Annotated in this window: 20 protein-coding genes; 9 read left to right on the top strand and 11 right to left on the bottom strand. The window is 71.8% G+C overall.

All coding sequences use genetic code 11. The annotated features are described in order from the left end of the window. Positions 1-20: 20 nt before the first annotated feature. Complete coding sequence (locus DEJ31_RS13240; RefSeq protein WP_111122098.1) at positions 21-923, top strand: TIGR01777 family oxidoreductase; 903 nt, start codon at positions 21-23, stop codon at positions 921-923. 10 nt (positions 924-933) lie between these two features. On the opposite strand, the gene DEJ31_RS13245 is transcribed toward DEJ31_RS13240, so the two are convergent. Together DEJ31_RS13245 and DEJ31_RS13250 are read right to left on the bottom strand one after the other, a co-directional pair. Then, positions 934-1,341 carry a tetratricopeptide repeat protein gene (locus tag DEJ31_RS13245; protein ID WP_111122136.1) on the bottom strand — a complete coding sequence of 136 codons (408 nt, stop codon included), beginning with the start codon at positions 1,339-1,341 and terminating at the stop codon, positions 934-936. A 48-nt stretch (positions 1,342-1,389) separates the two neighbouring features. Next, positions 1,390-2,136, bottom strand: a complete 747-nt coding sequence (locus DEJ31_RS13250) for a 4-hydroxy-tetrahydrodipicolinate reductase (protein ID WP_111122099.1) — start codon at positions 2,134-2,136, stop codon at positions 1,390-1,392. Between the two features lie 22 nt (positions 2,137-2,158). On the opposite strand from DEJ31_RS13250, the gene DEJ31_RS13255 reads away from it, so the two are divergent. Beyond that, positions 2,159-2,650, top strand: a complete 492-nt coding sequence (locus DEJ31_RS13255) for a GNAT family N-acetyltransferase (RefSeq protein ID WP_110904771.1) — start codon at positions 2,159-2,161, stop codon at positions 2,648-2,650. 70 nt (positions 2,651-2,720) lie between these two features. Here DEJ31_RS13255 and DEJ31_RS13260 read toward each other — a convergent pair whose 3' ends face one another. Together DEJ31_RS13260 and DEJ31_RS13265 are read right to left on the bottom strand one after the other, a co-directional pair. Next, positions 2,721-3,323 carry a histidine phosphatase family protein gene (locus tag DEJ31_RS13260; RefSeq protein ID WP_111045055.1) on the bottom strand — a complete coding sequence of 201 codons (603 nt, stop codon included), beginning with the start codon at positions 3,321-3,323 and terminating at the stop codon, positions 2,721-2,723. A gap of 8 nt (positions 3,324-3,331) precedes the next feature. Then, a complete protein-coding gene (locus DEJ31_RS13265; protein ID WP_110904796.1) occupies positions 3,332-4,666 on the bottom strand; it encodes a pitrilysin family protein in 1,335 nt (444 codons plus the stop codon). A 248-nt stretch (positions 4,667-4,914) separates the two neighbouring features. Here DEJ31_RS13265 and DEJ31_RS13270 point away from each other — a divergent pair, with 248 nt between their 5' ends. After that, positions 4,915-5,586, top strand: a complete 672-nt coding sequence (locus DEJ31_RS13270; protein WP_110904773.1) for a TetR/AcrR family transcriptional regulator — start codon at positions 4,915-4,917, stop codon at positions 5,584-5,586. Between the two features lie 56 nt (positions 5,587-5,642). Beyond that, positions 5,643-6,170 (top strand): YbhB/YbcL family Raf kinase inhibitor-like protein, encoded by a 528-nt coding sequence (locus DEJ31_RS13275; RefSeq protein WP_110904774.1) that lies wholly within the window; start codon positions 5,643-5,645, stop codon positions 6,168-6,170. 110 nt (positions 6,171-6,280) lie between these two features. On the opposite strand, the gene DEJ31_RS13280 is transcribed toward DEJ31_RS13275, so the two are convergent. Further along, positions 6,281-8,569, bottom strand: coding sequence for a polyribonucleotide nucleotidyltransferase (locus tag DEJ31_RS13280; protein ID WP_110904775.1), 2,289 nt, complete (start codon positions 8,567-8,569; stop codon positions 6,281-6,283). Between the two features lie 281 nt (positions 8,570-8,850). Here DEJ31_RS13280 and DEJ31_RS13285 point away from each other — a divergent pair, with 281 nt between their 5' ends. Beyond that, a complete protein-coding gene (locus DEJ31_RS13285) occupies positions 8,851-10,065 on the top strand; it encodes a lytic transglycosylase domain-containing protein (RefSeq protein ID WP_110904776.1) in 1,215 nt (404 codons plus the stop codon). Between the two features lie 16 nt (positions 10,066-10,081). On the opposite strand, the gene DEJ31_RS13290 is transcribed toward DEJ31_RS13285, so the two are convergent. From DEJ31_RS13290 to DEJ31_RS13300, 3 genes are all read right to left on the bottom strand, one after another. Next, complete coding sequence (locus DEJ31_RS13290) at positions 10,082-10,714, bottom strand: CE1759 family FMN reductase (protein WP_181433529.1); 633 nt, start codon at positions 10,712-10,714, stop codon at positions 10,082-10,084. A gap of 169 nt (positions 10,715-10,883) precedes the next feature. Then, positions 10,884-11,153: a 30S ribosomal protein S15 gene (gene rpsO, locus DEJ31_RS13295; protein WP_110904777.1), complete on the bottom strand. Its 270-nt coding sequence runs from the start codon at positions 11,151-11,153 to the stop codon at positions 10,884-10,886. 146 nt (positions 11,154-11,299) lie between these two features. Next, complete coding sequence (locus tag DEJ31_RS13300) at positions 11,300-11,752, bottom strand: VanZ family protein (protein ID WP_110904778.1); 453 nt, start codon at positions 11,750-11,752, stop codon at positions 11,300-11,302. Between the two features lie 120 nt (positions 11,753-11,872). Here DEJ31_RS13300 and DEJ31_RS13305 point away from each other — a divergent pair, with 120 nt between their 5' ends. The 3 genes from DEJ31_RS13305 to DEJ31_RS13315 all read left to right on the top strand — a co-directional run bounded on the left by DEJ31_RS13305 (position 11,873) and on the right by DEJ31_RS13315 (position 14,364). Beyond that, the gene (locus tag DEJ31_RS13305) at positions 11,873-12,895 is read left to right on the top strand and encodes a glycoside hydrolase family 6 protein (RefSeq protein WP_111122100.1); all 1,023 of its coding nucleotides are present in this window, start codon (positions 11,873-11,875) and stop codon (positions 12,893-12,895) included. Between the two features lie 67 nt (positions 12,896-12,962). Beyond that, entirely contained in the window at positions 12,963-14,015 is a 1,053-nt protein-coding gene (locus DEJ31_RS13310) for a M4 family metallopeptidase (RefSeq protein ID WP_111122101.1), read from the top strand. Positions 14,016-14,079: 64 nt separating this feature from the next. Further along, entirely contained in the window at positions 14,080-14,364 is a 285-nt protein-coding gene (locus DEJ31_RS13315) for a protealysin inhibitor emfourin (RefSeq protein WP_110904781.1), read from the top strand. 64 nt (positions 14,365-14,428) lie between these two features. Here DEJ31_RS13315 and DEJ31_RS13320 read toward each other — a convergent pair whose 3' ends face one another. From DEJ31_RS13320 to DEJ31_RS13330, 3 genes are all read right to left on the bottom strand, one after another. Further along, positions 14,429-16,687: an ATP-binding domain-containing protein gene (locus DEJ31_RS13320; protein WP_111045052.1), complete on the bottom strand. Its 2,259-nt coding sequence runs from the start codon at positions 16,685-16,687 to the stop codon at positions 14,429-14,431. A gap of 90 nt (positions 16,688-16,777) precedes the next feature. Continuing rightward, positions 16,778-17,620 carry an aldo/keto reductase gene (locus tag DEJ31_RS13325; protein ID WP_111045051.1) on the bottom strand — a complete coding sequence of 281 codons (843 nt, stop codon included), beginning with the start codon at positions 17,618-17,620 and terminating at the stop codon, positions 16,778-16,780. Further along, positions 17,620-17,991 carry an FKBP-type peptidyl-prolyl cis-trans isomerase gene (locus tag DEJ31_RS13330; protein ID WP_111045050.1) on the bottom strand — a complete coding sequence of 124 codons (372 nt, stop codon included), beginning with the start codon at positions 17,989-17,991 and terminating at the stop codon, positions 17,620-17,622. The genes DEJ31_RS13325 and DEJ31_RS13330 overlap by 1 nt, the downstream gene beginning before the upstream one ends. Positions 17,992-18,078: 87 nt before the next feature. Here DEJ31_RS13330 and DEJ31_RS13335 point away from each other — a divergent pair, with 87 nt between their 5' ends. Next, positions 18,079-19,392, top strand: a complete 1,314-nt coding sequence (locus tag DEJ31_RS13335) for an MFS transporter (protein WP_258366303.1) — start codon at positions 18,079-18,081, stop codon at positions 19,390-19,392. Positions 19,393-19,408 lie beyond the last annotated feature (16 nt).

A 19,408-nucleotide genomic window follows, 5' to 3' on the forward strand; every position in this document is an offset into this window, starting at 1 on the left:
TGACTGGGTACCGTGGCGGCATGACGCAACAGCCGCTCTCGATCCTGGTCGCCGGCGCATCCGGCTTCATCGGGACGCCCCTGGTCCGTGCCTTCCGTGACGCCGGCCACCACGTCTCGACGCTGGTCCGGAGGGAACCGCGCACCCCGACCGAGTTCCGCTGGTCGCCCGGCGAACGGCTGCTCGACCCGGCGGTCGTGGACGGTGCCGACGTCGTCGTCAACCTCGCCGGCGCGAGCCTCGGCAAGCTCCCCTGGACGGCCTCGTACCGTCGTGCGATCCGGGCCTCCCGGATCGACTCGACGACGACACTCGTCGAGGCGATGCGTGCCGCGGACACCCCGCCGGAGGTCTTCCTGTCCGGCTCCGCGTCCGGCGTGTACGGCGACCGTCCCGTCGACGTGCTCGGTGACGACGCGGCGGTCGGCACCGGGTTCCTCGCCGACGTGTGTCGTGCATGGGAGGCCGCGGCCGAGCGGGCACCCGAGGGCGTCCGCGTCGTCCTGCTCCGCACCGGCATCGTCGTCGGTCAGGGCGGTGGTGCCCTCGCGCCGCTGGTCCCCCTGACGAAGGTCGGCGTCGGCAGTCGGCTCGGCACCGGCGGGCAGTACTGGCCGTGGATCGCGCTGGAGGACGAGGTCGGCGCGATCGTGCACCTCGCCACCGCCGACGACGTCTCCGGCCCGGTGAACCTCGCCGGTCCCGAGCCCGCCGTGGCCGAACGGATCACCAGGCGCGTCGCCGAGGACCTGCACCGCCCCTACCTGTTCCGCGTGCCGGCGTTCGCGCTCCGGGCGGTCCTCAAGGACGCGGCCGACGAGATGCTCCTGTCGAACCAGCGGATGGAACCGACGAAGCTGCTCGAGTCCGGCTACGCGTTCCGCTACACCCGGGCCGAGGACGCGGTCGACGCCGCGTTCTGAGCGACGACCGTCAGCGTGCGTGCGTGAGCGCCGTCCGCATCGCGGCCCGGGCCCGCTTCCGGTCGCCGGCCGCGTCGTAGACCACACCGAGGCGGTACCAGGCGCGCCAGTCGTCCGGTGCCGCCTCGACCGCGGCGCGGTAGCGCGGGAACACCGCGTCCGCAGCCGCTCGGGCTGGCCGTCCCGATGGCCGCACGTCGACGACGTCCTCCGGGGCACCACCCTCGCGCTCGAGCCGGGCTCCGAGTCGGGTGATGCCCAGCCCGAAGCGGAGTTCCAGCACGAGGAGCAGCGCACCGACCAGGGCGATCACGACGAGGGCGATCCCGATGCCGATGCCGACCGGGATCCCCGTCGACAGGAACGCGACCGCACGCTGCCCGACGAGCACGATGTACACGACGAGCAGGACGGTCATCAGCAGCACGCCCCAGAGCGGTGACCGGAGGCCTCGCACGGCCGGCCCCTACCCGATGCCGAGGACGGAGCCGAGCCCGACCGTCAGCCCGCGCATCGACCCGACCGCCTGCAGCGCCGCACGGATGCCAGGCAGGTAAGCGGTGTCGTCGCCGGTGTCGTGGCGGATGGTCAGGGTCTCGCCGGGGCCGCTCAGCACGACGTCCTGCACGGCCTTCACGCCGGGGAGCCGCAGCGAGTGGATCGGGACGCTGGCCACCTGCTGCCCGCGGGCGCGCTGGTCCACGTGCGGGGCCTCCACCGGGCCGACGTCACGACGGGCGTCGGCGATGAGCTCCGCGGTGCGCACCGCGGTGCCGGACGGGGAGTCGATCTTGCCGGCGTGGTGGCTCTCGACGATCTCGACCGAGGGGAACCAGGGCGCCGCGATCGTGGCCAGGTGCGTGCCGACCACGGAGCCGACCGAGAAGTTCGAGACGACGAAGGCGCCCTGATCGGGCCGCCCCTCCAGCGACGCGCGGAGCTTCCCGAGCCGCTCCCCCGACCAGCCGGAGGTACCGACCAGGACGTTCGCGCCGGTGCCCAGGGCGTTCTCGACGATCGCCGGGCTGAGCGCGGGGACGGTGACGTCGACGACGATCCGCGCCCCGGCGAACACCGAACCGTCGGCCTCGTGCGCGCGGTCCCGCGACGACAGTCGGGCGACGAGTTCGAAGTCGGGCAGTTCCTCGACGACGGCGGCCACGAGGGCACCGAGCCGACCGGGGGCGCCGACGACGGCGACGGGAGTGACCATGCCCCCATCCTAGGATCGGGGCATGCCCGAGGATCGCAGCCAGGTCACCGTCCGCACCGTCCCCGCCGACGCCCCGGAGGTCGACGCCCTGCTCGACCGGTACCTCGACGAGCGTGCGGCGACCTTCCCGAGCGCGCAGGGCTCGTACACCCGGAAGCGCACGCCGACCGTCGAGCTCACGCCCCCGAACGGCACCTTCGTGGTCGCGTACGACGGTGACACGGCAGTCGGCTGTGGCGGGCTCCGCCGCATCGCGGACGACGGCGACGAGGTCCGGTTCGAGGTCAAGCACGTCTTCGTCCTGCCCGAGGGCCGTGGGCACGGTGTCGCGACCGCCGTGATGGACGTCCTCGAGCAGGCCGCGGCGGCGTTCGGCGCGACGAGCATCGTCCTCGACACGAACGACGCGCTGGTCGCCGCCGGTGCGATGTACCGCAGCCGTGGCTACGACCGCGTGCCGGCCTTCAACGACAACCCGAACGCGACCGCCTGGTACCGCAAGCCGGTCCGCTGACGCACCACGGGCCTCCCGGGAGGCACGGTGCCGGTCCACCGCGCCGGTCGCGCCGACGGACGGGCTCCGTCTAGAGCGGCTGCGGCACCGGCAGGCCGGTGCGGAGTTCGACCGGCAGGTGCGCCAGGTCGTTGAGCGTGACGAGCTCGGCGGGCTTCGCCGACCGGATCCGGATGATCGTCAGCGAGCTGTGGGCGACGTTCGTGCCCATCCAGCGCCACTCGGGGGCCTGGAAGACCTCGCGCACGAACCAGCCGATGACGGCGTTGTGGGTGATGAGGAGGTCGTGCCGGTCCTCCATCGCGGGCGTGAACCACTCCGCGACGGCGTCCTCCATCTGTGCCTGCCCGGCGGCGATCTCCTCTTCCGTCACGCCGCCGTACCAGCCCTTGTAGGCGTGCGGCATGTCGGGCGTCGGGCCGGAGGGGATGCAGTCGAACAGCAACGTGGACGGCTCGGGCTGGATGGCCGGGAGGCGCTGCTGCAGGAAGGACGCGGTCTCGCTCGGGGCGTCGAGCGGGGAGTGCCAGACGCCGTCGAAGGGCACGCCCCCCAGTCGGTCGGCGATGAGCATGGCCTGTCGCTTGCCGCGTTCCGAGAGCTTGCCGTCGCGCAGACCGTGCTCGGCGTCCTGGTGTTCGCCGTGCCGGACGAGGTAGAGGTAGTGCGACATCGTGGAGGTCAACCGTCGATCCCGAGCGCCACTGCCAGGCGCTCGCGCTGGACGTCCCCGACCACGGCCGTCACGGTCGGTCGGGTGAGGAGGTCGCGGGACAGGTCGAGCACGTCGGCGGCGGTCACGCGGTCCACACGCTCGAGGGCGGTGGCGAGGTCGGTGAACTCCCCCGTGCCGAGCTCGGCCCGGCCGAGGCGGGTCATCCGGGCGTCGGAGTCCTCGAGCGAGAGCGTCAGCGCGCCCTCGATCTGGCCCTTCGCACGGCGCAGCTCCTCGTCCGTGATGCCGTCGTCGGCCATCCGGCGGAACTCCCCGTCGATGATGTCGATCACACCGGCGACGTTGTCGGGCGCGCAGCCCGCATAGACCCCGAAGGCGCCGTTGTCGAGGTACGCCGGAGCGAAGGACGACACCGCGTACGCCAGACCGCGGCGCTCGCGCACCTCTTGGAAGAGTCGGGAGCTCATGCCGCCGCCGAGTACGGCGTTGAGCACGCTGAGCACCGGCCGGCGGTCGTCCCGCAGGTCGAGCCCCTGCGAGCCACGGAGCATGCTGACCTGCTCGGTGGGGCGGTGCACGACCCGGAGCGACGACTCCACCGGGTCGGCGGCGGGCTGCGCTTCGCGTCGGGCGAGCGGGCCGGCCGCGGTCGCGTCGGAGAAGACGGCCTCGACCAGGGCGCAGAAGTGGTCGTGGTCGACGGCACCGGCGGCGGTGACGACGATGCCGTTCGGCTCGTAGTGCTCAGCGTAGTGCGCCATCACCTCGTCACGCTGGACCTCACGGATGCTCTCCGGGGTGCCACCGATCGGGCGTCCCAGGGCATGCCCGTCGAAGGTGGCGGCGAAGAAGGCCTCGCCCGCGACGTCGGCCGGGTCGTCCGCGGCCATCGCGAGTTCTTCGAGGATGACCCCGCGCTCGATGTCGAACGCCGAGGACTCGAGTGTGGAGTTCGAGACCATGTCGCCGATGACGCCCACGGCCATCGGGACGTCGGTGTCCCGCACCCGGGCGTAGTAGCAGGTGTACTCCTTGGCCGTCGCGGCGTTGTGCTCGCCACCGACGGAGTCGAACGCGACGGCGATGTCCAGCGCGCTGCGCTCGGTCGTGCCCTTGAAGAGCAGGTGTTCGAGGAAGTGCGTCGAACCGAACTGTCCGGCCCGTTCGTCTCGGGAGCCGACACCGACCCAGTACCCGATGCTCGTGGAGTGGACGGACGGAACGGATTCGGTGAGCACACGGACGCCCGAGGCGAGAACGGTGCGCCGAACGAGGGCTCCACCGGACGTCACGAAGGACGTTTCCGGAGCCTCGAGCGGCAGCGGCACTGGGCGGTTCATCGTCATGACTCTACTGAAGTGCGGACACCCGTCGCCCAGTTTGACAACCCGGCGGGGAACGTCACTCATTATGGGGGACAAGAAATGTGGACAGACCGACTCGTCTGTCTGTCCTCCTTGTGCTACTGTGGTGTCACCGGATCGAGAGCCCCCCTAGATCCCGATCCGGTGGCTCGGGACATCAGTCCTGCGCGGCAACGAGTCCCCCCACTCCGCCGCGGAGCCGATGACCCAAGGAGAGCCACGCTGTGACGGTCGATTCCCCCCAACCGACCGTCCAGCGTCTCCTGGGTCAGCGTCTGCAAGGACCGGCCCTGAGCACACAGAACCTTCCGTCGCCGGACGGGTCGAGCGTCCCCCCGGCTCCCCGTTCCGGCGGCGCGAAGGTCCGCATCCTCGAGACGGCCCTCCGACTGTTCTACGAAGAGGGCATCCGCGGCGTCGGCGTCGACCGGCTCATCTCCGAGGCGAGCGTCACGAAGGCGACGTTCTACAAGCACTACGGCTCGAAGGACAACCTGATCCTCGCCTACATGCACGAGCAGCACGCCCGTGAGCAGGCCGTGATGGACCGCATCGTCGCCGGTGCGGACGCGCCCGAGTCCGCCGTCCGCGCCTGGGTCGACGCCCTCGCGACCGAGGTCAACCAGGCCGAGTTCCGTGGCTGCGCGTTCCTCAACGCCGCGGCGGAGTACCACGACCCCCGCGACCCGGTCCGTCAGGTCGTCGCCATGCACCGCGACTGGTACACCGAGCGACTGGGTGACCTGTTGCAGGACGCCGGTCACCCGCTTCCCGGCGACGGCGCCGACGAACTCATGCTCGCGCGCGACGGCGCGATGAGCGGTGCCTACGCCGGCGACGCGATCGCCGCGACGGCCGCCCTCGGTCGCGTGGCCGAACGCGTGCTCGCCGCCTGAGCAGTCCGACCGGACGTTCCCCGGTTCCGTCGGGTCAGCGGGTGTTGGCTCGGAGCATGACCAACGACCCCAACTGGAACCTGCCGGACGTCCCCACCTTCGAGCTGACCAGCCCCGAGTTCACCGACGGCGGCGCCCTGCCGCAGGAGGCCCGCGGCGGCGACGCCGGCGGTGCCGACCGCTCCCCCGAGCTGGCCTGGTCCGGCGCACCGGAGGGCACCCGGAGCTTCGTCCTCACCGTGTACGACCCGGACGCACCGACCGGCTCCGGCTTCTGGCACTGGGCCCTGTCGGACATCCCCGCCTCGGTCACCTCGCTGCCGCAGGGCGCCGGCACCGATGACGCACTGCTGCCCGAGGGTGCCACGCGTCGCCGGAACGAGTTCGGCACGGACACCTTCCTCGGTGCGGCTCCGCCCGCTGGCCACGGCCCACACCGCTACTTCTTCACGCTCAGCGCGCTCGACGTCCCGACGCTCGAGGTGCCCGCCGAGGCGACCCCCGCCGTCGTCGGCTTCATGTTCCGCGAGCACCTGCTCGGCCGCGCGCAACTCGTGGGCGTCCAGGAGACCCCCGCGTCCTGACCCGAGCGAGTCCGGTCCGGCCAGCACTGCCGGGAGACCCGCCCCACCACACGACGACGGCCGCCGTCCAGCAGGACGGCGGCCGTTGTGGCGCTCGAGCTGATCAGGGATCAGCCTTCGGCGGGGACCTCGGTGTGGGTACCGTGGTCGTCGCGACCCTCGGTGTCGACCTCGTCGGCCACGACCGGGGCGAGCGAGAGCTTGCCGCGGTCGTCCACCTTGGTGACCTCGACCAGGATCTTCTGGCCGACGCCCAGGACGTCCTCGACGTTCTCGACGCGCTTGCCACCGGCGAGCTTGCGGACCTCGGAGACGTGCAGCAGACCGTCGCGGCCCGGCATCAGCGACACGAAGGCACCGAACGTCGCGATCTTGACGACCGTGCCGAGGAACTGGTCCCCGATCTCCGGGTTCGTCGGGTTCGCGATCGCGTTGACCTGCGCACGCGCGGCCTCGGCGGACGGACCGTCGACGGCACCGATGTAGACCGTGCCGTCGTCCTCGATCGAGATGTCGGCGCCCGTGGTGTCCTGGATGCCGTTGATCGTCTTGCCCTTCGGGCCGATCAGCTCGCCGATCTTGTCGACCGGGATGTTGACCGAGATCACGCGCGGGGCGGTGTCGGCCATCTCGTCCGGGCCGTCGATGGCCTCGTTGAGCACACCGAGGATGGCCGAGCGGGCCTCCTTGGCCTGCTTCAGCGCGGCGTCGAGCACCGACGACGGGATGCCGTCGAGCTTGGTGTCGAGCTGGATGGCGGTCACGAACTCGGAGGTACCGGCGACCTTGAAGTCCATGTCACCGAGTGCGTCCTCGGCACCGAGGATGTCGGTCAGCGCCGCGTAGCGGGTCTGACCGTCGACGGTGTCGGAGACCAGGCCCATCGCGATGCCCGCGACGGGGGCCTTGAGGGGCACACCGGCGTTGAGCAGCGACAGGGTCGAGGCGCAGACGGATCCCATCGAGGTGGAACCGTTGGAGCTGAGCGCCTCGGAGACCTGACGGATCGCGTAGGGGAACTCCTCGCGCGACGGCAGCACCGGCACGAGGGCGCGCTCGGCGAGGAAGCCGTGCCCGATCTCGCGACGCTTCGGCGAACCGACACGGCCGGTCTCACCGGTCGAGTACGGCGGGAAGTTGTAGTGGTGCAGGTAGCGCTTCTTCGTGATGGGCGACAGCGAGTCGATCTGCTGCTCCATCTTGAGCATGTTCAGCGTGGTGACGCCGAGGATCTGCGTCTCGCCGCGCTGGAACACCGCGGAACCGTGGACCCGCGGGATCACGGCGACCTCGGCGTCGAGCGGACGGATGTCGGCGAGCCCACGACCGTCCATGCGGACCTGCTCGGTCAGGATGCGGCCGCGGACGACCTTCTTCGTGACCGACTTGTACGCGGCGCTGACCTGGCTGTTCGCGACCTCGGGCAGCGTGCCCGCGGAGACCTGCTCGGCGATGGCGGCCTTGACACGCGACTTGAGCGCGTCGTCGGCGTCCTGGCGCTCGGTCTTGCCGGCGATCTTGTAGACGTCACCGAGCTCGGAGAGCGCGAGGGACTCGACGGCCGCGTAGACCTCGTCGGCGTACGGCGGGAAGACCGGGTAGTCCTGGATCTCCTTGGCCGACTGCGCGGCGAGCTTCGCCTGCGCCTCGACGAGGGCCTTGAGGAACGGCTTGGCCGCTTCGAGGCCCTGCGCGACGACGGACTCGTCGGGCTTGGTGGCGCCGCCCTGGATGAGGTCCCAGCTGTGCTCGGTGGCCTCGGCCTCGACCATCATGATCGCGACGTCTTCGTTGCCGGCTTCGTCGGTGACGACGCGGCCCGCGACGGTGAGGTCGAAGACGGCCTCGGCCAGCTGCGAGGCCTTCGGGAACGCGACCCACTGGTCGGTGCCGTTCGCGCCCGGGATCAGCGCTAGCCGCACACCGGCGATCGGGCCGGAGAACGGCAGACCGGAGATCTGCGTCGACGCGGATGCGGCGTTGATGGCCAGCGCGTCGTAGAACTCGTCCGGCGCGATGCTCAGGACGGTGATGACGATCTGGACCTCGTTGCGGAGGCCGTCGACGAACGACGGGCGCAGCGGCCGGTCGATGAGGCGGCAGACGAGGATCGCCTCGGTGCTGGGACGGCCTTCGCGGCGGAAGAACGAGCCGGGGATCTTGCCGGCGGCGTACGAGCGCTCTTCGACGTCGACCGTCAGCGGGAAGAAGTCGAAGCCCTCACGCGGGTGCTTGCCGGCGCTGGTGGCCGAGAGCAGCATGGTCTCTTCGTCGAGGTACGCGGCGACGGCACCCTGTGCCTGCTGCGCGAGACGACCGGTCTCGAACCGGACCGTCCTGGTGCCGAAGCGACCGTTGTCGATGGTCGCTTCCGCGAACTTGATCTCGGGACCCTCCATAGAGGATGCCTCCTTGCGTGTGTGGTGCAGCAGACCAGGCCTCGGGCACACTCGTGCACGTGCGCTCCACGACGCGGAACGCATGTCTGGCCAGCAGTAGAAGCACACGGGACGAGGACCGGCCCGGACGCCACCACCGATGACCAGCTTCGTGCCGGTCTGCGTGCGATGTCGTGATTCGTCTCGGGGAACGGTCCCCAGACCAGGCGACCTTAGCATTCCGCGATGGACGAGCGGCGGTGCTCCAGGCGAACGGGCGTGTCCTCGCCTAGCCTGCAGGGATGCGTCGGAACCCTGCCCTCGTCCGTCGGCCGCACGGGCGGCACGTCCTCCTCGCCGTGACCGTGCTCGTAGGGGCCCTGGTCGTCCCGGTGGTCACTTCCGCACCGGCGTCCGCCACCGACTACCCGACGTGGCAGGACGTGCAGCGCGCGGAGGGGAACGAGCAGGCCAAGCAAGCCGAGGTCGCGAAGGTCCAGGCGGCCCTGGAGTCGGTGCAGGCAGAGGCGGCCGCGAAGTCGCAGGTCGCCCTCGACCGGTCCGCGGAGGCGACGCAGGCCGAGGCGGACCTGGCCGAGGCCACCCGGACGGCCACGAGCCTCCAGGCCCACGCCCGCCAGGCCGCAGCGACCGCCGAGCGCGCGCAGACACGGGCGGGACGGCTGGCCGCGGACCTGTACCGCGACGGGTCGACCGATCAGATGACCACCCGGATCGCGACGACGGGGAACCCGGACGCCCTGCTCTACCAGCTGGGCGCGCTCGACCAGCTGTCCACGACCTGGGCCGGCGTGCTGGACGACGCCGCCGTCTCGGCGAAGACGGCGTCCTCGCTGCACGACCAGGCGGCCCGGGCCGAGGACGAGCGCGCCTCGCTCGCCGCGGACGCCGAGGCGAAGGCCGCGACGGCGAAGGCGGCGCAGCAGCGCGCGGACGCGGCGGTCGCGTCGACCGAATCGCACAGTGACGAGCTCTACGCGCAGCTCGCGACACTCCGGGACTCGACGGCCGAGACGCAGCGTCGCTACGAGGTCGGACAGGCGGTCGCCGCACAGGCGGCAGCACAAGCCGCGGCAGCGAGGGCCGCCGCTCGGGCAGCAGCGGCAGCCGCGGCGGCACCCACCTCGACCGGGGGTTCGGCTTCGGCCGGCAACGCCTACCCGAGCACCGAGGGGGTCACGGTCGACCCGGCCGGCGCGCAGGCCTACGCGCGGAGCGTGCTCGGCAGCTACGGCTGGGGCGACGACCAGTTCGGTTGCCTGGTGTCACTGTGGACGCAGGAGTCCGGCTGGCGCGCGAACGCCCTGAACTCGTCGAGTGGTGCCTACGGGATCCCGCAGGCACTCCCCGCGTCGAAGCTCGCCGCCGCCGGTGCGGACTGGCGGACGAACGCGCAGACCCAGGTCAACTGGGGCCTCGCGTACATCAAGAGCAGCTACGGCACGCCGTGCGGTGCCTGGGGTCACGAGATGAGCGTCGACCCGCACTGGTACTGACCCCGACGCAGTGCGGCTACTGCTGGCGCTGCATCCCGCCGAGCAGCGACGCGAAGTCCACGACCTCGGGCAGGGCGTCCGCCTGCTGCGGATGACGACGGGAGGCCCGCATCATCCACGCCAGGTCGGCTCCGGCCCGGCGGATGCGCGCGTCGAGCGTGCCCGCGTCGTCGCTCCCCCAGTCGTCCGTCGCCGCGAAGACCCCGGTGGGCACGACCGCGGCACGGAGGTAGGCGAAGACCGGGCGGATGCCGTGTTCGAGGGCGAGCGAGTGGCGAGCGGTGCCGCCGGTCGCCCCGAGCAGCACCGGCATGTCGGTGAGCGCGTCCTTGTCGAGGACGTCGAGGAAGGACTTCGCCAGGCCGCTCATGCCGGCGGTGAAGACCGGGGTGACGAAGACGACCGCATCCGCCTCGACGACCGTCGCCATCGCGGTGGCCAGGGCGGGGGCGGCGAAGCGCGTGAGCATGGCATCGGTGATCTCGTGCGCGAGCGGTCGGAGGTCGACGTTCCGCAGCTCGACCGGCTCGCCGGTGGAGCGGCCGGCGGTCGACAGCGCTTCGACGGTCGCGGCGCCGAGGCGGTCGGCGAGCAGGCGGGTCGAGCTGGGCTCGGAGAGACCGGCGGAGACGACGGCGATGGTGGTCATGGAGATTCCCGACTTTCGATGCGTTTGCATGAACAGTAGCAGGAACCCGAGGAGGCCGACGCGCATTCCCGTGGTGCTCGCACGCGGAACGACAGAAGCCCCGTCCCTCACGGAGAGGAACGGGGCTTCCGATCAGCAGGGCTGCACGACGGCAGCGCTCCTGGTACGACTAGCGGCGCAGGCCGAGACGCTCGATGAGCGTGCGGTAGCGGGCGATGTCGACGTCGGAGAGGTACCCGAGGAGACGGCGGCGCTGACCGACCATGAGGAGCAGGCCACGACGCGAGTGGTGGTCGTGCTTGTGCTCCTTGAGGTGCTCGTTCAGGTCGTTGATACGACGCGTCAGAACGGCGACCTGGACCTCGGGGGATCCGGTGTCGCCCGGGTGGGTCGCGTACTCTTCGATGATCTCCTGCTTGATCTTGGCGTCAAGTGCCATGGAGGATCCCCTTTCCTGCTCTGCGTGAGAGCTCTGTCCGTTGCGCGGTGCCCACACCTGATGCGTGAGCGCTCTTGATCCGCGGCCGTTCGACGGCAACCGCACGAGCATACCAGAGCAGGAACGCGTCGACGGGACCCGGTCGCTCAGACGGTCCGCGCCCGCAGAGGCCGGCGGCGCCGACGACGCTCCGGGAGCAGACTCCGCACGAACCCGACGAGCGTCGCCCCGAGCAGGCCGCCCATGCCGTTCGACAGCACGTCGCGGGGATCGGCCACGCGGTACGGCAGGTACTCGGCCTGTGCGAACTCGATCCCGACCGACAGCCCGACGGCGATCAGCGCGCCGAGGATCCACCAGCGACGGGGCAGCCACAGCGCGGCGATGAGCCCGACCGGCACGAACATCGCGACGTTCGCCAGGAACTCGGTGCGGTCGTACGTGAACCAGGCACCGTGCGGCAGGTGCTGCACCCAGGCGACGGCGTGCAGGACGAGGGAGTTCTCGGCCGAGGTGAACACGTGCGGGGTCAGCGTCATCCGCCAGATCACCCAGGCGTAGCCGCCCGTCAGGGCCAGGAGGAGGAGTTTCCGCAACATCCGGTCAGTCTGGGGCACGACTGCTGGGCAGCACCCTGGCATCGCATGACGATGGGATGGGAACATGACGGCAGCAGCGGATGCGGGTCGGGGGCGACGCGCGACAGGGAGGAACGGCCGATGCCGAGACCGCAACGGACCTCGTCCACGCGCCAGTGGGTCTGGATCGGGGTCGTCGGCGCGCTCGTCGTCGCCGTCGTCGTGGCGGTGAGCGTGGTGCTGCCGCACGCCGGAGACCGTCCGGTCGCGCACCGCCGGAGCGTCGCCGAGGCCTGGCCCGGCGGCCTCGCCCGCCAGCCCTCGACCGCGAACCAGGCACGCTGGCACGAGACGGCCGCGCGGAAGGCGGGTCGGGCCTCCACCGCGGACCGTCTCGCCGTGATCGCCGACCAGCCGATCGCCACCTGGCTGACGAGCGCGTCCGTCCCCGAGACGGTCGCGACCGTGCGGAGCGTCCTGGCGGCGGCGCGCGAGCAGCGGAAGACCCCGGTCTTCGTGCTGTACGCGATCCCCGACCGCGACTGCGGGCACTGGTCACGGGGCGGTACCGCGGAGGACGCCTACCTGCCGTGGGTCCGTGCCGTCGTCCGGGCACTCGCGGGCTCGCATGCGGTCGTCCTGGTCGAACCGGACTCGATCGCGCAGATCGCGGTCTGCGAGCGGCTGCGGGACACGCGGCTGCCGCTCCTCCGCAAGGCGGTGGCGGCGCTCACCGGCCACGGGTTGACGGTGTACCTGGACGGCGGCAACGAGAACCGGGTGCCGGTCGCGACGATGGCCGACTGGCTGCGGCGCGCGGGCGTCGACCGTGTGCAGGGCTTCGCGACGAACGTGTCGAACTTCTACCGGGTCGACCAGGAGCGCGCCTACGCCGACGAACTCGCCGACGCGATCGGCGGGGACCCGCACTTCGTCATCGACGTCTCACGGAACGGCCGGGGTTGGCGGGGCGACTGGTGCAACCCCGGGGGCGCCGGCCTCGGGCAGCTCCCCCACGTCACGCTCGGCACGACCAGGCTCGACGCGCTGCTCTGGGTGAAGACACCCGGGTTGAGCGACGGCAGCTGCAACGGCGGACCGGCCGCGGGTCAGTGGTGGGAGTCGTACGCGCTCGCCCTGGTCGCGAACCGCAAGCGCGGCTGACGCGCGGACGACGGCCGGGAGGCCCGACACCGGTCCGGCTGTCGGCCGCCGGTGGTTGCATGTCGCCATGACCAGCCGCCACCTGCGTTCCGTCGTCCCGCCGTACCTGCTGCGCGCCGTCGCGGCCGCGCCGGCGGACCGCTTCCCACGCGCCGCCTCGGCGGCACGGACCGCGCTCGCCTCGATGGACCGCGTCCAGGAGCCGAAGCAGGTCACCGGCCTCCGCGCGCCCCGGACCGCCGGCACGCCCGACGCCTCGCCGCAGCGGACGATCTCCACCGCCGCCGGCACGACCACCCTGCCGGGCACGGTCGTCCGACGCGAGGGCGAGGGCGACACCGGGGACGCCGCCACCGACGAGGCGTACGCGGGGCTCGGTGCGACGCACGCGTTCTGGCTCGACGTCTTCGGACGGGTCTCCATCGACGGTGCCGGGCTGCCCCTCGAGGCCACCGTGCACTACGGCCAGGAGTACGACAACGCCTACTGGGACGGGCAGCGGATGGTCTTCGGGGACGGGGACGGCGAGGTCTTCCGACGCTTCACCGTCGCGGTCGACGTGATCGGCCACGAGCTCGCCCACGGTGTCACGCAGTACACCGCCGACCTGGTCTACCAGGGGCAGTCCGGGGCGCTCAACGAGTCGATGAGCGACGTCTTCGGCTCCCTCGTCGCCCAGTACGCGGCCGGGCAGACCGCCGAGCAGGCGACCTGGTTGATCGGGGAGGGGCTCTTCACCGACGCCGTGCACGGGGTCGCGCTGCGCTCGATGCGTGCGCCGGGGACCGCCTACGACGACCCGGTGCTCGGCAAGGACCCGCAGCCGGCGACCATGGCCGACTACGTCGAGACCACCGAGGACCAGGGTGGCGTGCACCTGAACTCGGGCATCCCGAACCACGCCTTCTTCCTCGCCGCGACCACGATCGGCGGCCCGGCCTGGGTCGGCGCCGGGCAGGTGTGGTGGGACGCCCTGACGTCGGCCGAGGTGTCGGCGTCCATCGACTTCGCCGGGTTCGCGGCCGTCACGGTACGGGCCGCGGCGACCCGCTTCGGGGCGGACTCGCGCGAACGCGCCGCGGTCACAGACGCCTGGCGCTCGGTGGGCGTCCTGTCCTGACGCGGGGCGGCACACGCTGCGGCGGGGGTGCGGGTGCGGGCACGGAGGGCGTACGTTGCGGGGCATGCAGATCGTCGTGCGCCGCAGCGGAGGGTTCGCCGGCATGACCCGGGCCTGGCGGCTCGACACCGACGACCGGCCGGACGCCGACCGGTGGGCCGAGCTCGTCGGCGCGCTCCCCCGCGACCAGGCACCGGCGACGGACCCGGCTGCGGGTGACGCCGTCCGGGACGACTTCGTCTGGACGGTCACCGTCGCCCGGACCACGGTCACCATCCCGGGTCGTCGACTGGACGGGCCCTGGGCGACGCTCGTGGCGCAGGTGCGGGACCAGGGCGAGCCGGCCTGACGGACGCAGGCCGGGCCTCCCGGCCACGTCGCCCGTCGTGCTCCTCAGGTGACGTCGATGACCGTCAGGCGACGTCGATGACCGTCAGGCGGCGGGTGGGGCGGGTCATCGCGACGTAGACCGCCGCAGCCGCACGGGCGGCGTCGGACCCGACGCGGTCCGGGTCGACGAGCAGCACGCCGTCGAACTCCAGGCCCTTCGCATCGGCACCGGTGAGCACCGTCACCGAGCCCGGGCGCGGAGAACCGAGCCCGCGGACGTCGGCCTCCGTGCGGGCCAACCGCGCGCGCACGGCGGCGACGTCGGCCTCCGGCACGATCACGCCGATCGTCCCCGAACCGATCAGGTCACGCTCGCTGTCGACCCGGCGGGCGACGGTGTCGAGCAGGTCCGCTCGGTCGACGTGCAGCCGCTCGACCGGGTCACCGTCGCGGACCGCCTCGTTCGCGGTCACCGTCAGCCCGGCCGAGGCGGCGAACGCCCCGGCGGCCTCGACGATGGAGCGCGGCGTGCGGTAGTTGACGGTGAGCTCCTCGAGCCGGGAGTCCAGCGGCACCTGCGGCGCACGACCCCGGCGACGGCGGGAGAGCGCGCCGCGGACGTCGTCCCACGTCCGGGCGGCTCCCGGCGAGGAGCCCTGCGCCATGTCGCCGACGATCGTGAAGGAGCGCAGCGGGTTCCGTCGGGCGAGGATCCGCCACTGCATCGGCGAGAGCTCCTGCGCCTCGTCGACCACGATGTGCCCGTAGGTCCACTCGCGGTCCTCGGCGGCGCGCTCGGCGGTGGAGCGGGGGTCGCCGCCCTCCGCGAAGGCCCCGGCGACCTGCTCGGCGCTGACGATGCCCTCGACGCCCATGTTCTCGATCGCCTGGCGGGCGTTCTCGATGTCGCGGTTCCGGCTCGCCTTGGCCTGGCGCTTCGCCGCGCCGCCGGTCGGGTCGAACTCGCCGAGGAGCTCGGCCGCCTCGTCGAGGAGCGGGACGTCCTCCACCGTGAAGGCGGCACCACGCTCGCGTCGGAGCAGTTCCCGGCGCTCCGGGGACCAGTTGGGGGTCAGCGACGCCAGCCAGTTCGGACGGGCGAAGAGGTCCTCGACGAGCTTCTCGGCCGGCAGCGGCAGCCACGCGGTGTTGAGCAGGACGCGGGCGTCGTACGAGCTGCGGATGTCCTCGCGGAGGACCTTCTCGTCGGCCTCGTCCACCGTCGTACCGCGCTGCCGGAGCTGCTCGGCGAGCAGGCGGGTCATGGCATCGAGCGCGTTCTTGTTGAACGACACCCGGGCGACGTTGTGCGGCTTGCCGCGGTCCTGGGCGCGACGCATCGCCTCGGCGACGAGCTGCGGCGGGACGACGAGTCGTTCGCCCTCGACGTCGAGCGTGACGGACTCGGTCGGGACGACCTGGCGCGAACGCACGGCCCGGCGCAGCAGGTCGGCCATCTCGCCCGAGCCCTTCACGGCGGCGACGTCGCGCCTGTCGTGCACGGTGGTGTGCAGCCCCGGGTAGAGCGAACCGAGGGAGGCCATCACCACGCCGGTCTCGCCGAGGGACGGCAGGACCTGCTCGATGTAGGTGAGGAACGCCGGGGACGGGCCGACCACGAGCACCCCGGAGCCCCGGAGCCGCTCACGGTACGAGTAGAGCAGGTAGGCCGCGCGGTGCAGCGCCACCGCGGTCTTCCCGGTCCCGGGCCCACCCTGGACGATGAGCACGCCCTCGAGCGGGGAGCGGATGATGCGGTCCTGCTCGCCCTGGATGGTGGCGACGATGTCGGTCATCCGACCGGTGCGCTCGGCGGTGACCGCGGCGAGCAGCGCCCCCTCGCCCTGCAGGTGGGTGCGCTCGTCGTCGTACAGGGTGGCGTCGAACACCTCGTCCTCGACGCCGACGACCGTTCGGCCCTCGAGCGTCAGGTGCCGGCGGGCGCGCATGCCCATCGGATGGGCCGCGGTGGCCTGGTAGAACGCACTGGCACCGGGCACCCGCCAGTCGAGCAGCAGCGGACGGTGGTCGGCGTCACGGAGACCCACGCGACCGATGTAGCGGAAGGCGTCCTCGTCGGCCGGCGGGTCCTGGACCTCGAGGCGGCCGAAGACGAGCCGGTCGCCGACGCGTTCGAGCGTCGCGACGGTGTCCTCGTAGAGCCGGGCGAACGCGTCCCGCTCGCTGCGGCTCTGGTGGTTGCCGCCGACGGTCTGTCGACGGGTCTCGGCGAGTCGCTGGGCGGCCTCCGCCGTCAGCTCGTCGAGTCGGTGGAACAGACCGTCGACGTAACCGCGTTCACGGTCGATCTCGGTGGGTTCGGAAACACGCGCTTCGGACACTCGCAACCCTTCGGGACAGGGGGACCAATCGTATCCCCCCGCCCCGGTCGGCTTCGACTCGATCGCAGCCGCGACCGCGACCGCCCGCGACTACATCTCTTCGTGCGTGTCCGGGTCGCCGTCCCAGAGCCGACCGCGCTCGAGCGCGGAGATGGCCTGGACCTCGTCGTCGCTCAGCGTGAAGCCGAACACGTCGAGGTTCTCGCGCTGCCGGTCCGGGTCGCCCGACTTCGGCACCGGGACGGCACCGAGCTGGACGTGCCAGCGGAGCACGACCTGGCCGGCCGACACCCCGTGCGCGCCGGCCGCGGCGGTGACCGGTGGCTCGGTGAGGAGCTCGGACTGCTTCGCGAGCGGGCTCCAGCTCTCGGTGACGATGCCCAGCCGCTGGTGCACGGCTCGGAGCTCCGCCTGCGGGAAGTACGGGTGCAGCTCGACCTGGTTGACGGCCGGTGCGACCCCGGTGGCGTCGATGATGCGGTCGAGGTGCTCCGGCGTGAAGTTCGAGACACCGATCGAGCGGACCTTGCCGCTGTCCCGCAGGTCGACGAACGCCTTCCAGGTCTCGACGAACTTGCCCACCGACGGGTTCGGCCAGTGGATCAGGTACAGGTCCAGGTGGTCGAGCCCCAGGTTCGCCAGGGTCTCGTCCACCGATCGGTGCGCCTCGTCGTAGCCGTGGTGGCGTCCCGGCAGCTTCGACGTCACCACGAACTCGTCGCGCGGGACCTCGGCGCGGCGGACCGCTGCACCGACGGCGTCCTCGTTGCCGTAGTTCAGCGCGGTGTCGAGCAGGCGGTACCCGCTCGTGATCGCCGCACCGACCGCGGCGATCCCCTCGTCGCCGTCGAGCGAGTACGTGCCGAGGCCGAGCGCCGGGATGCGGTGCCCGTCGTTCAGCTCGAGGGTCGGGACCTCCGGGACGCCCGCCATCAGCGGACGCCGAGCAGGTCGATGACGAAGATCAGGGTCTTGCCGGACAGGAAGTGTCCGCCGCCGGCCGGGCCGTAGGCGAGCTCCGGCGGGACGACGAGCTTGCGACGGCCGCCGACCTTCATGCCGGGGATGCCCTCCTGCCAGCCGCGGACGAGCGCCGCGAGGGGGAAGTCGATCGGTTCGCCACGGCCCCAGGAGCTGTCGAACTCCTCGCCGGACTCGTACTCGACGCCCGCGTAGTGGACCTTGACGGTCGAGCCGGACTCGGCGACGGCGCCGTCGCCCTCGACGATGTCGGTGATGACGAGGTCGGTGGGCGCCGGGCCCTCGGGGGCGTCGAACTCGGGCTTGCTGTTCAGGTCAGTCATGCTCGTCAGTCAACCAGAGAACGAAACCCGGCCCCGCAGGCGGCCTCCAGGCCACAGAATGGTTCCACCGTGACACCAGAAGCCCCCGTGGACGCCCCCACGAAGCCCCACCGTTCCCTGTTCGCCGACCTCACCCCCCTCCACCGCTCCCCCGCGTTCGCGCGCCTGTGGATCGGCAGTTCGATCGCCGGCATCGGCACCATGATGACCAGCGTCACCGTGGGCCTCGAGGTGTACGAGATCACCCGCTCCACCTTCATGGTGTCGCTCGTCGGCGTGATCTCCCTGGTGCCGATGATCCTGGCCGGTCTCTACGGCGGGATGCTCGCCGACGCGTTCGACCGCCGCACGGTGGCCCTCGTCTCGGCCGTCCTGGCGTGGGTGTCCACCGCGATGATCGCCGCTCACGCCTGGCTCGGACTCGACAGCGTCGTGCTGCTGTACGTCCTGGTCACCGTGAACGCCGTCGCCGGGACCGTGATCGGGGCCTCCCGCGCGGCGATCGTGCCGCGCCTGGTCGGCATCGAGCTCCTGCCGGCGGCGAGCGCCCTGAACAGCATCAGCGCCGGGTTCTCGGTGACCGTCGGACCGGCGGTCGGCGGCGTGCTGGTCGCCGCGTTCGGCTTCGCGCCGACCTACACGGTCGACGTCGTGCTGTTCAGTGCGGCGTTCCTCGGGGTCATCACCCTGCCGCGGATGGCTCCCGAGCACGACGCGCTGCGCCCCGGGCTGTCGTCGCTGATCGAGGGGGCGAAGTTCCTCCGACGCTCCCGCAACATCACGATGACGTTCGTGCTCGACATCATCGCCATGACGTTCGGGCAGCCCCGCGTGCTGTTCCCCGCCATCGGCGCCCTCGTGGTCGGCGGCGGGTCCATCACCGTCGGTGCGCTCACCGCGGCGTACGCGATCGGTGCGCTGCTCTCCGGCATCTTCTCCGGTCCGCTCGGCCACGTCCGACGGCAGGGCGAGGCGGTCGGCTGGGCGATCACCGTCTACGGCGGGGCGATCGCCGCGTTCGGTGTCGTCGTCGCCTGCGCGCACCTCCTGGGTGGGCGGCCGTCCGAGACCTTCTCGACCGGCATCCTGCCGGCGCTGGTGCTGTGCGCGCTGTTCCTCGCGGTGGCCGGCGGTGCGGACAACGTGAGCAGCGTGTTCCGCGGGACGATCCTCCAGGCCGCGGCGCCCGACGGCATGCGTGGACGACTGCAGGGGATCTTCATCGTCGTCGTCACGGGAGGCCCGCGCGTCGGCGACCTGTACGCCGGCCTCGTCGTCGCGGCCGGGTTCGCCTACCCGCCGGTCATCGGCGGCGTCCTCATCATCGCGCTGGTCGCCCTGCTGCTCCGGTTGGTGCCGTCGTTCCGGCGGTACGACGCCCTGCACCCGAACGCGAACTGACGGAGCCGGTACCGTC

It is taken from the genome of Curtobacterium sp. MCPF17_031, assembly GCF_003234035.1.
In the GTDB taxonomy this organism is placed as follows: Bacteria; Actinomycetota; Actinomycetes; order Actinomycetales; family Microbacteriaceae; genus Curtobacterium.

Coding starts and splice junctions, on each gene's coding strand:
- DEJ31_RS13300 (WP_110904778.1), bottom strand. CDS start 11,752: ATGTTGCGGAAACTCCTCCTCCTGGCCCTGACGGGCGGCTACGCCTGG.
- DEJ31_RS13330 (WP_111045050.1), bottom strand. CDS start 17,991: ATGACTGACCTGAACAGCAAGCCCGAGTTCGACGCCCCCGAGGGCCCG.
- DEJ31_RS13275 (WP_110904774.1), top strand. CDS start 5,643: ATGACCAACGACCCCAACTGGAACCTGCCGGACGTCCCCACCTTCGAG.
- DEJ31_RS13240 (WP_111122098.1), top strand. CDS start 21: ATGACGCAACAGCCGCTCTCGATCCTGGTCGCCGGCGCATCCGGCTTC.
- DEJ31_RS13325 (WP_111045051.1), bottom strand. CDS start 17,620: ATGGCGGGCGTCCCGGAGGTCCCGACCCTCGAGCTGAACGACGGGCAC.
- DEJ31_RS13250 (WP_111122099.1), bottom strand. CDS start 2,136: ATGGTCACTCCCGTCGCCGTCGTCGGCGCCCCCGGTCGGCTCGGTGCC.
- DEJ31_RS13310 (WP_111122101.1), top strand. CDS start 12,963: ATGACCAGCCGCCACCTGCGTTCCGTCGTCCCGCCGTACCTGCTGCGC.
- DEJ31_RS13265 (WP_110904796.1), bottom strand. CDS start 4,666: ATGAACCGCCCAGTGCCGCTGCCGCTCGAGGCTCCGGAAACGTCCTTC.
- DEJ31_RS13255 (WP_110904771.1), top strand. CDS start 2,159: ATGCCCGAGGATCGCAGCCAGGTCACCGTCCGCACCGTCCCCGCCGAC.
- DEJ31_RS13260 (WP_111045055.1), bottom strand. CDS start 3,323: ATGTCGCACTACCTCTACCTCGTCCGGCACGGCGAACACCAGGACGCC.
- DEJ31_RS13305 (WP_111122100.1), top strand. CDS start 11,873: ATGCCGAGACCGCAACGGACCTCGTCCACGCGCCAGTGGGTCTGGATC.
- DEJ31_RS13285 (WP_110904776.1), top strand. CDS start 8,851: ATGCGTCGGAACCCTGCCCTCGTCCGTCGGCCGCACGGGCGGCACGTC.
- DEJ31_RS13290 (WP_181433529.1), bottom strand. CDS start 10,714: ATGACCACCATCGCCGTCGTCTCCGCCGGTCTCTCCGAGCCCAGCTCG.
- rpsO (WP_110904777.1), bottom strand. CDS start 11,153: ATGGCACTTGACGCCAAGATCAAGCAGGAGATCATCGAAGAGTACGCG.
- DEJ31_RS13280 (WP_110904775.1), bottom strand. CDS start 8,569: ATGGAGGGTCCCGAGATCAAGTTCGCGGAAGCGACCATCGACAACGGT.
- DEJ31_RS13245 (WP_111122136.1), bottom strand. CDS start 1,341: ATGACCGTCCTGCTCGTCGTGTACATCGTGCTCGTCGGGCAGCGTGCG.
- DEJ31_RS13315 (WP_110904781.1), top strand. CDS start 14,080: ATGCAGATCGTCGTGCGCCGCAGCGGAGGGTTCGCCGGCATGACCCGG.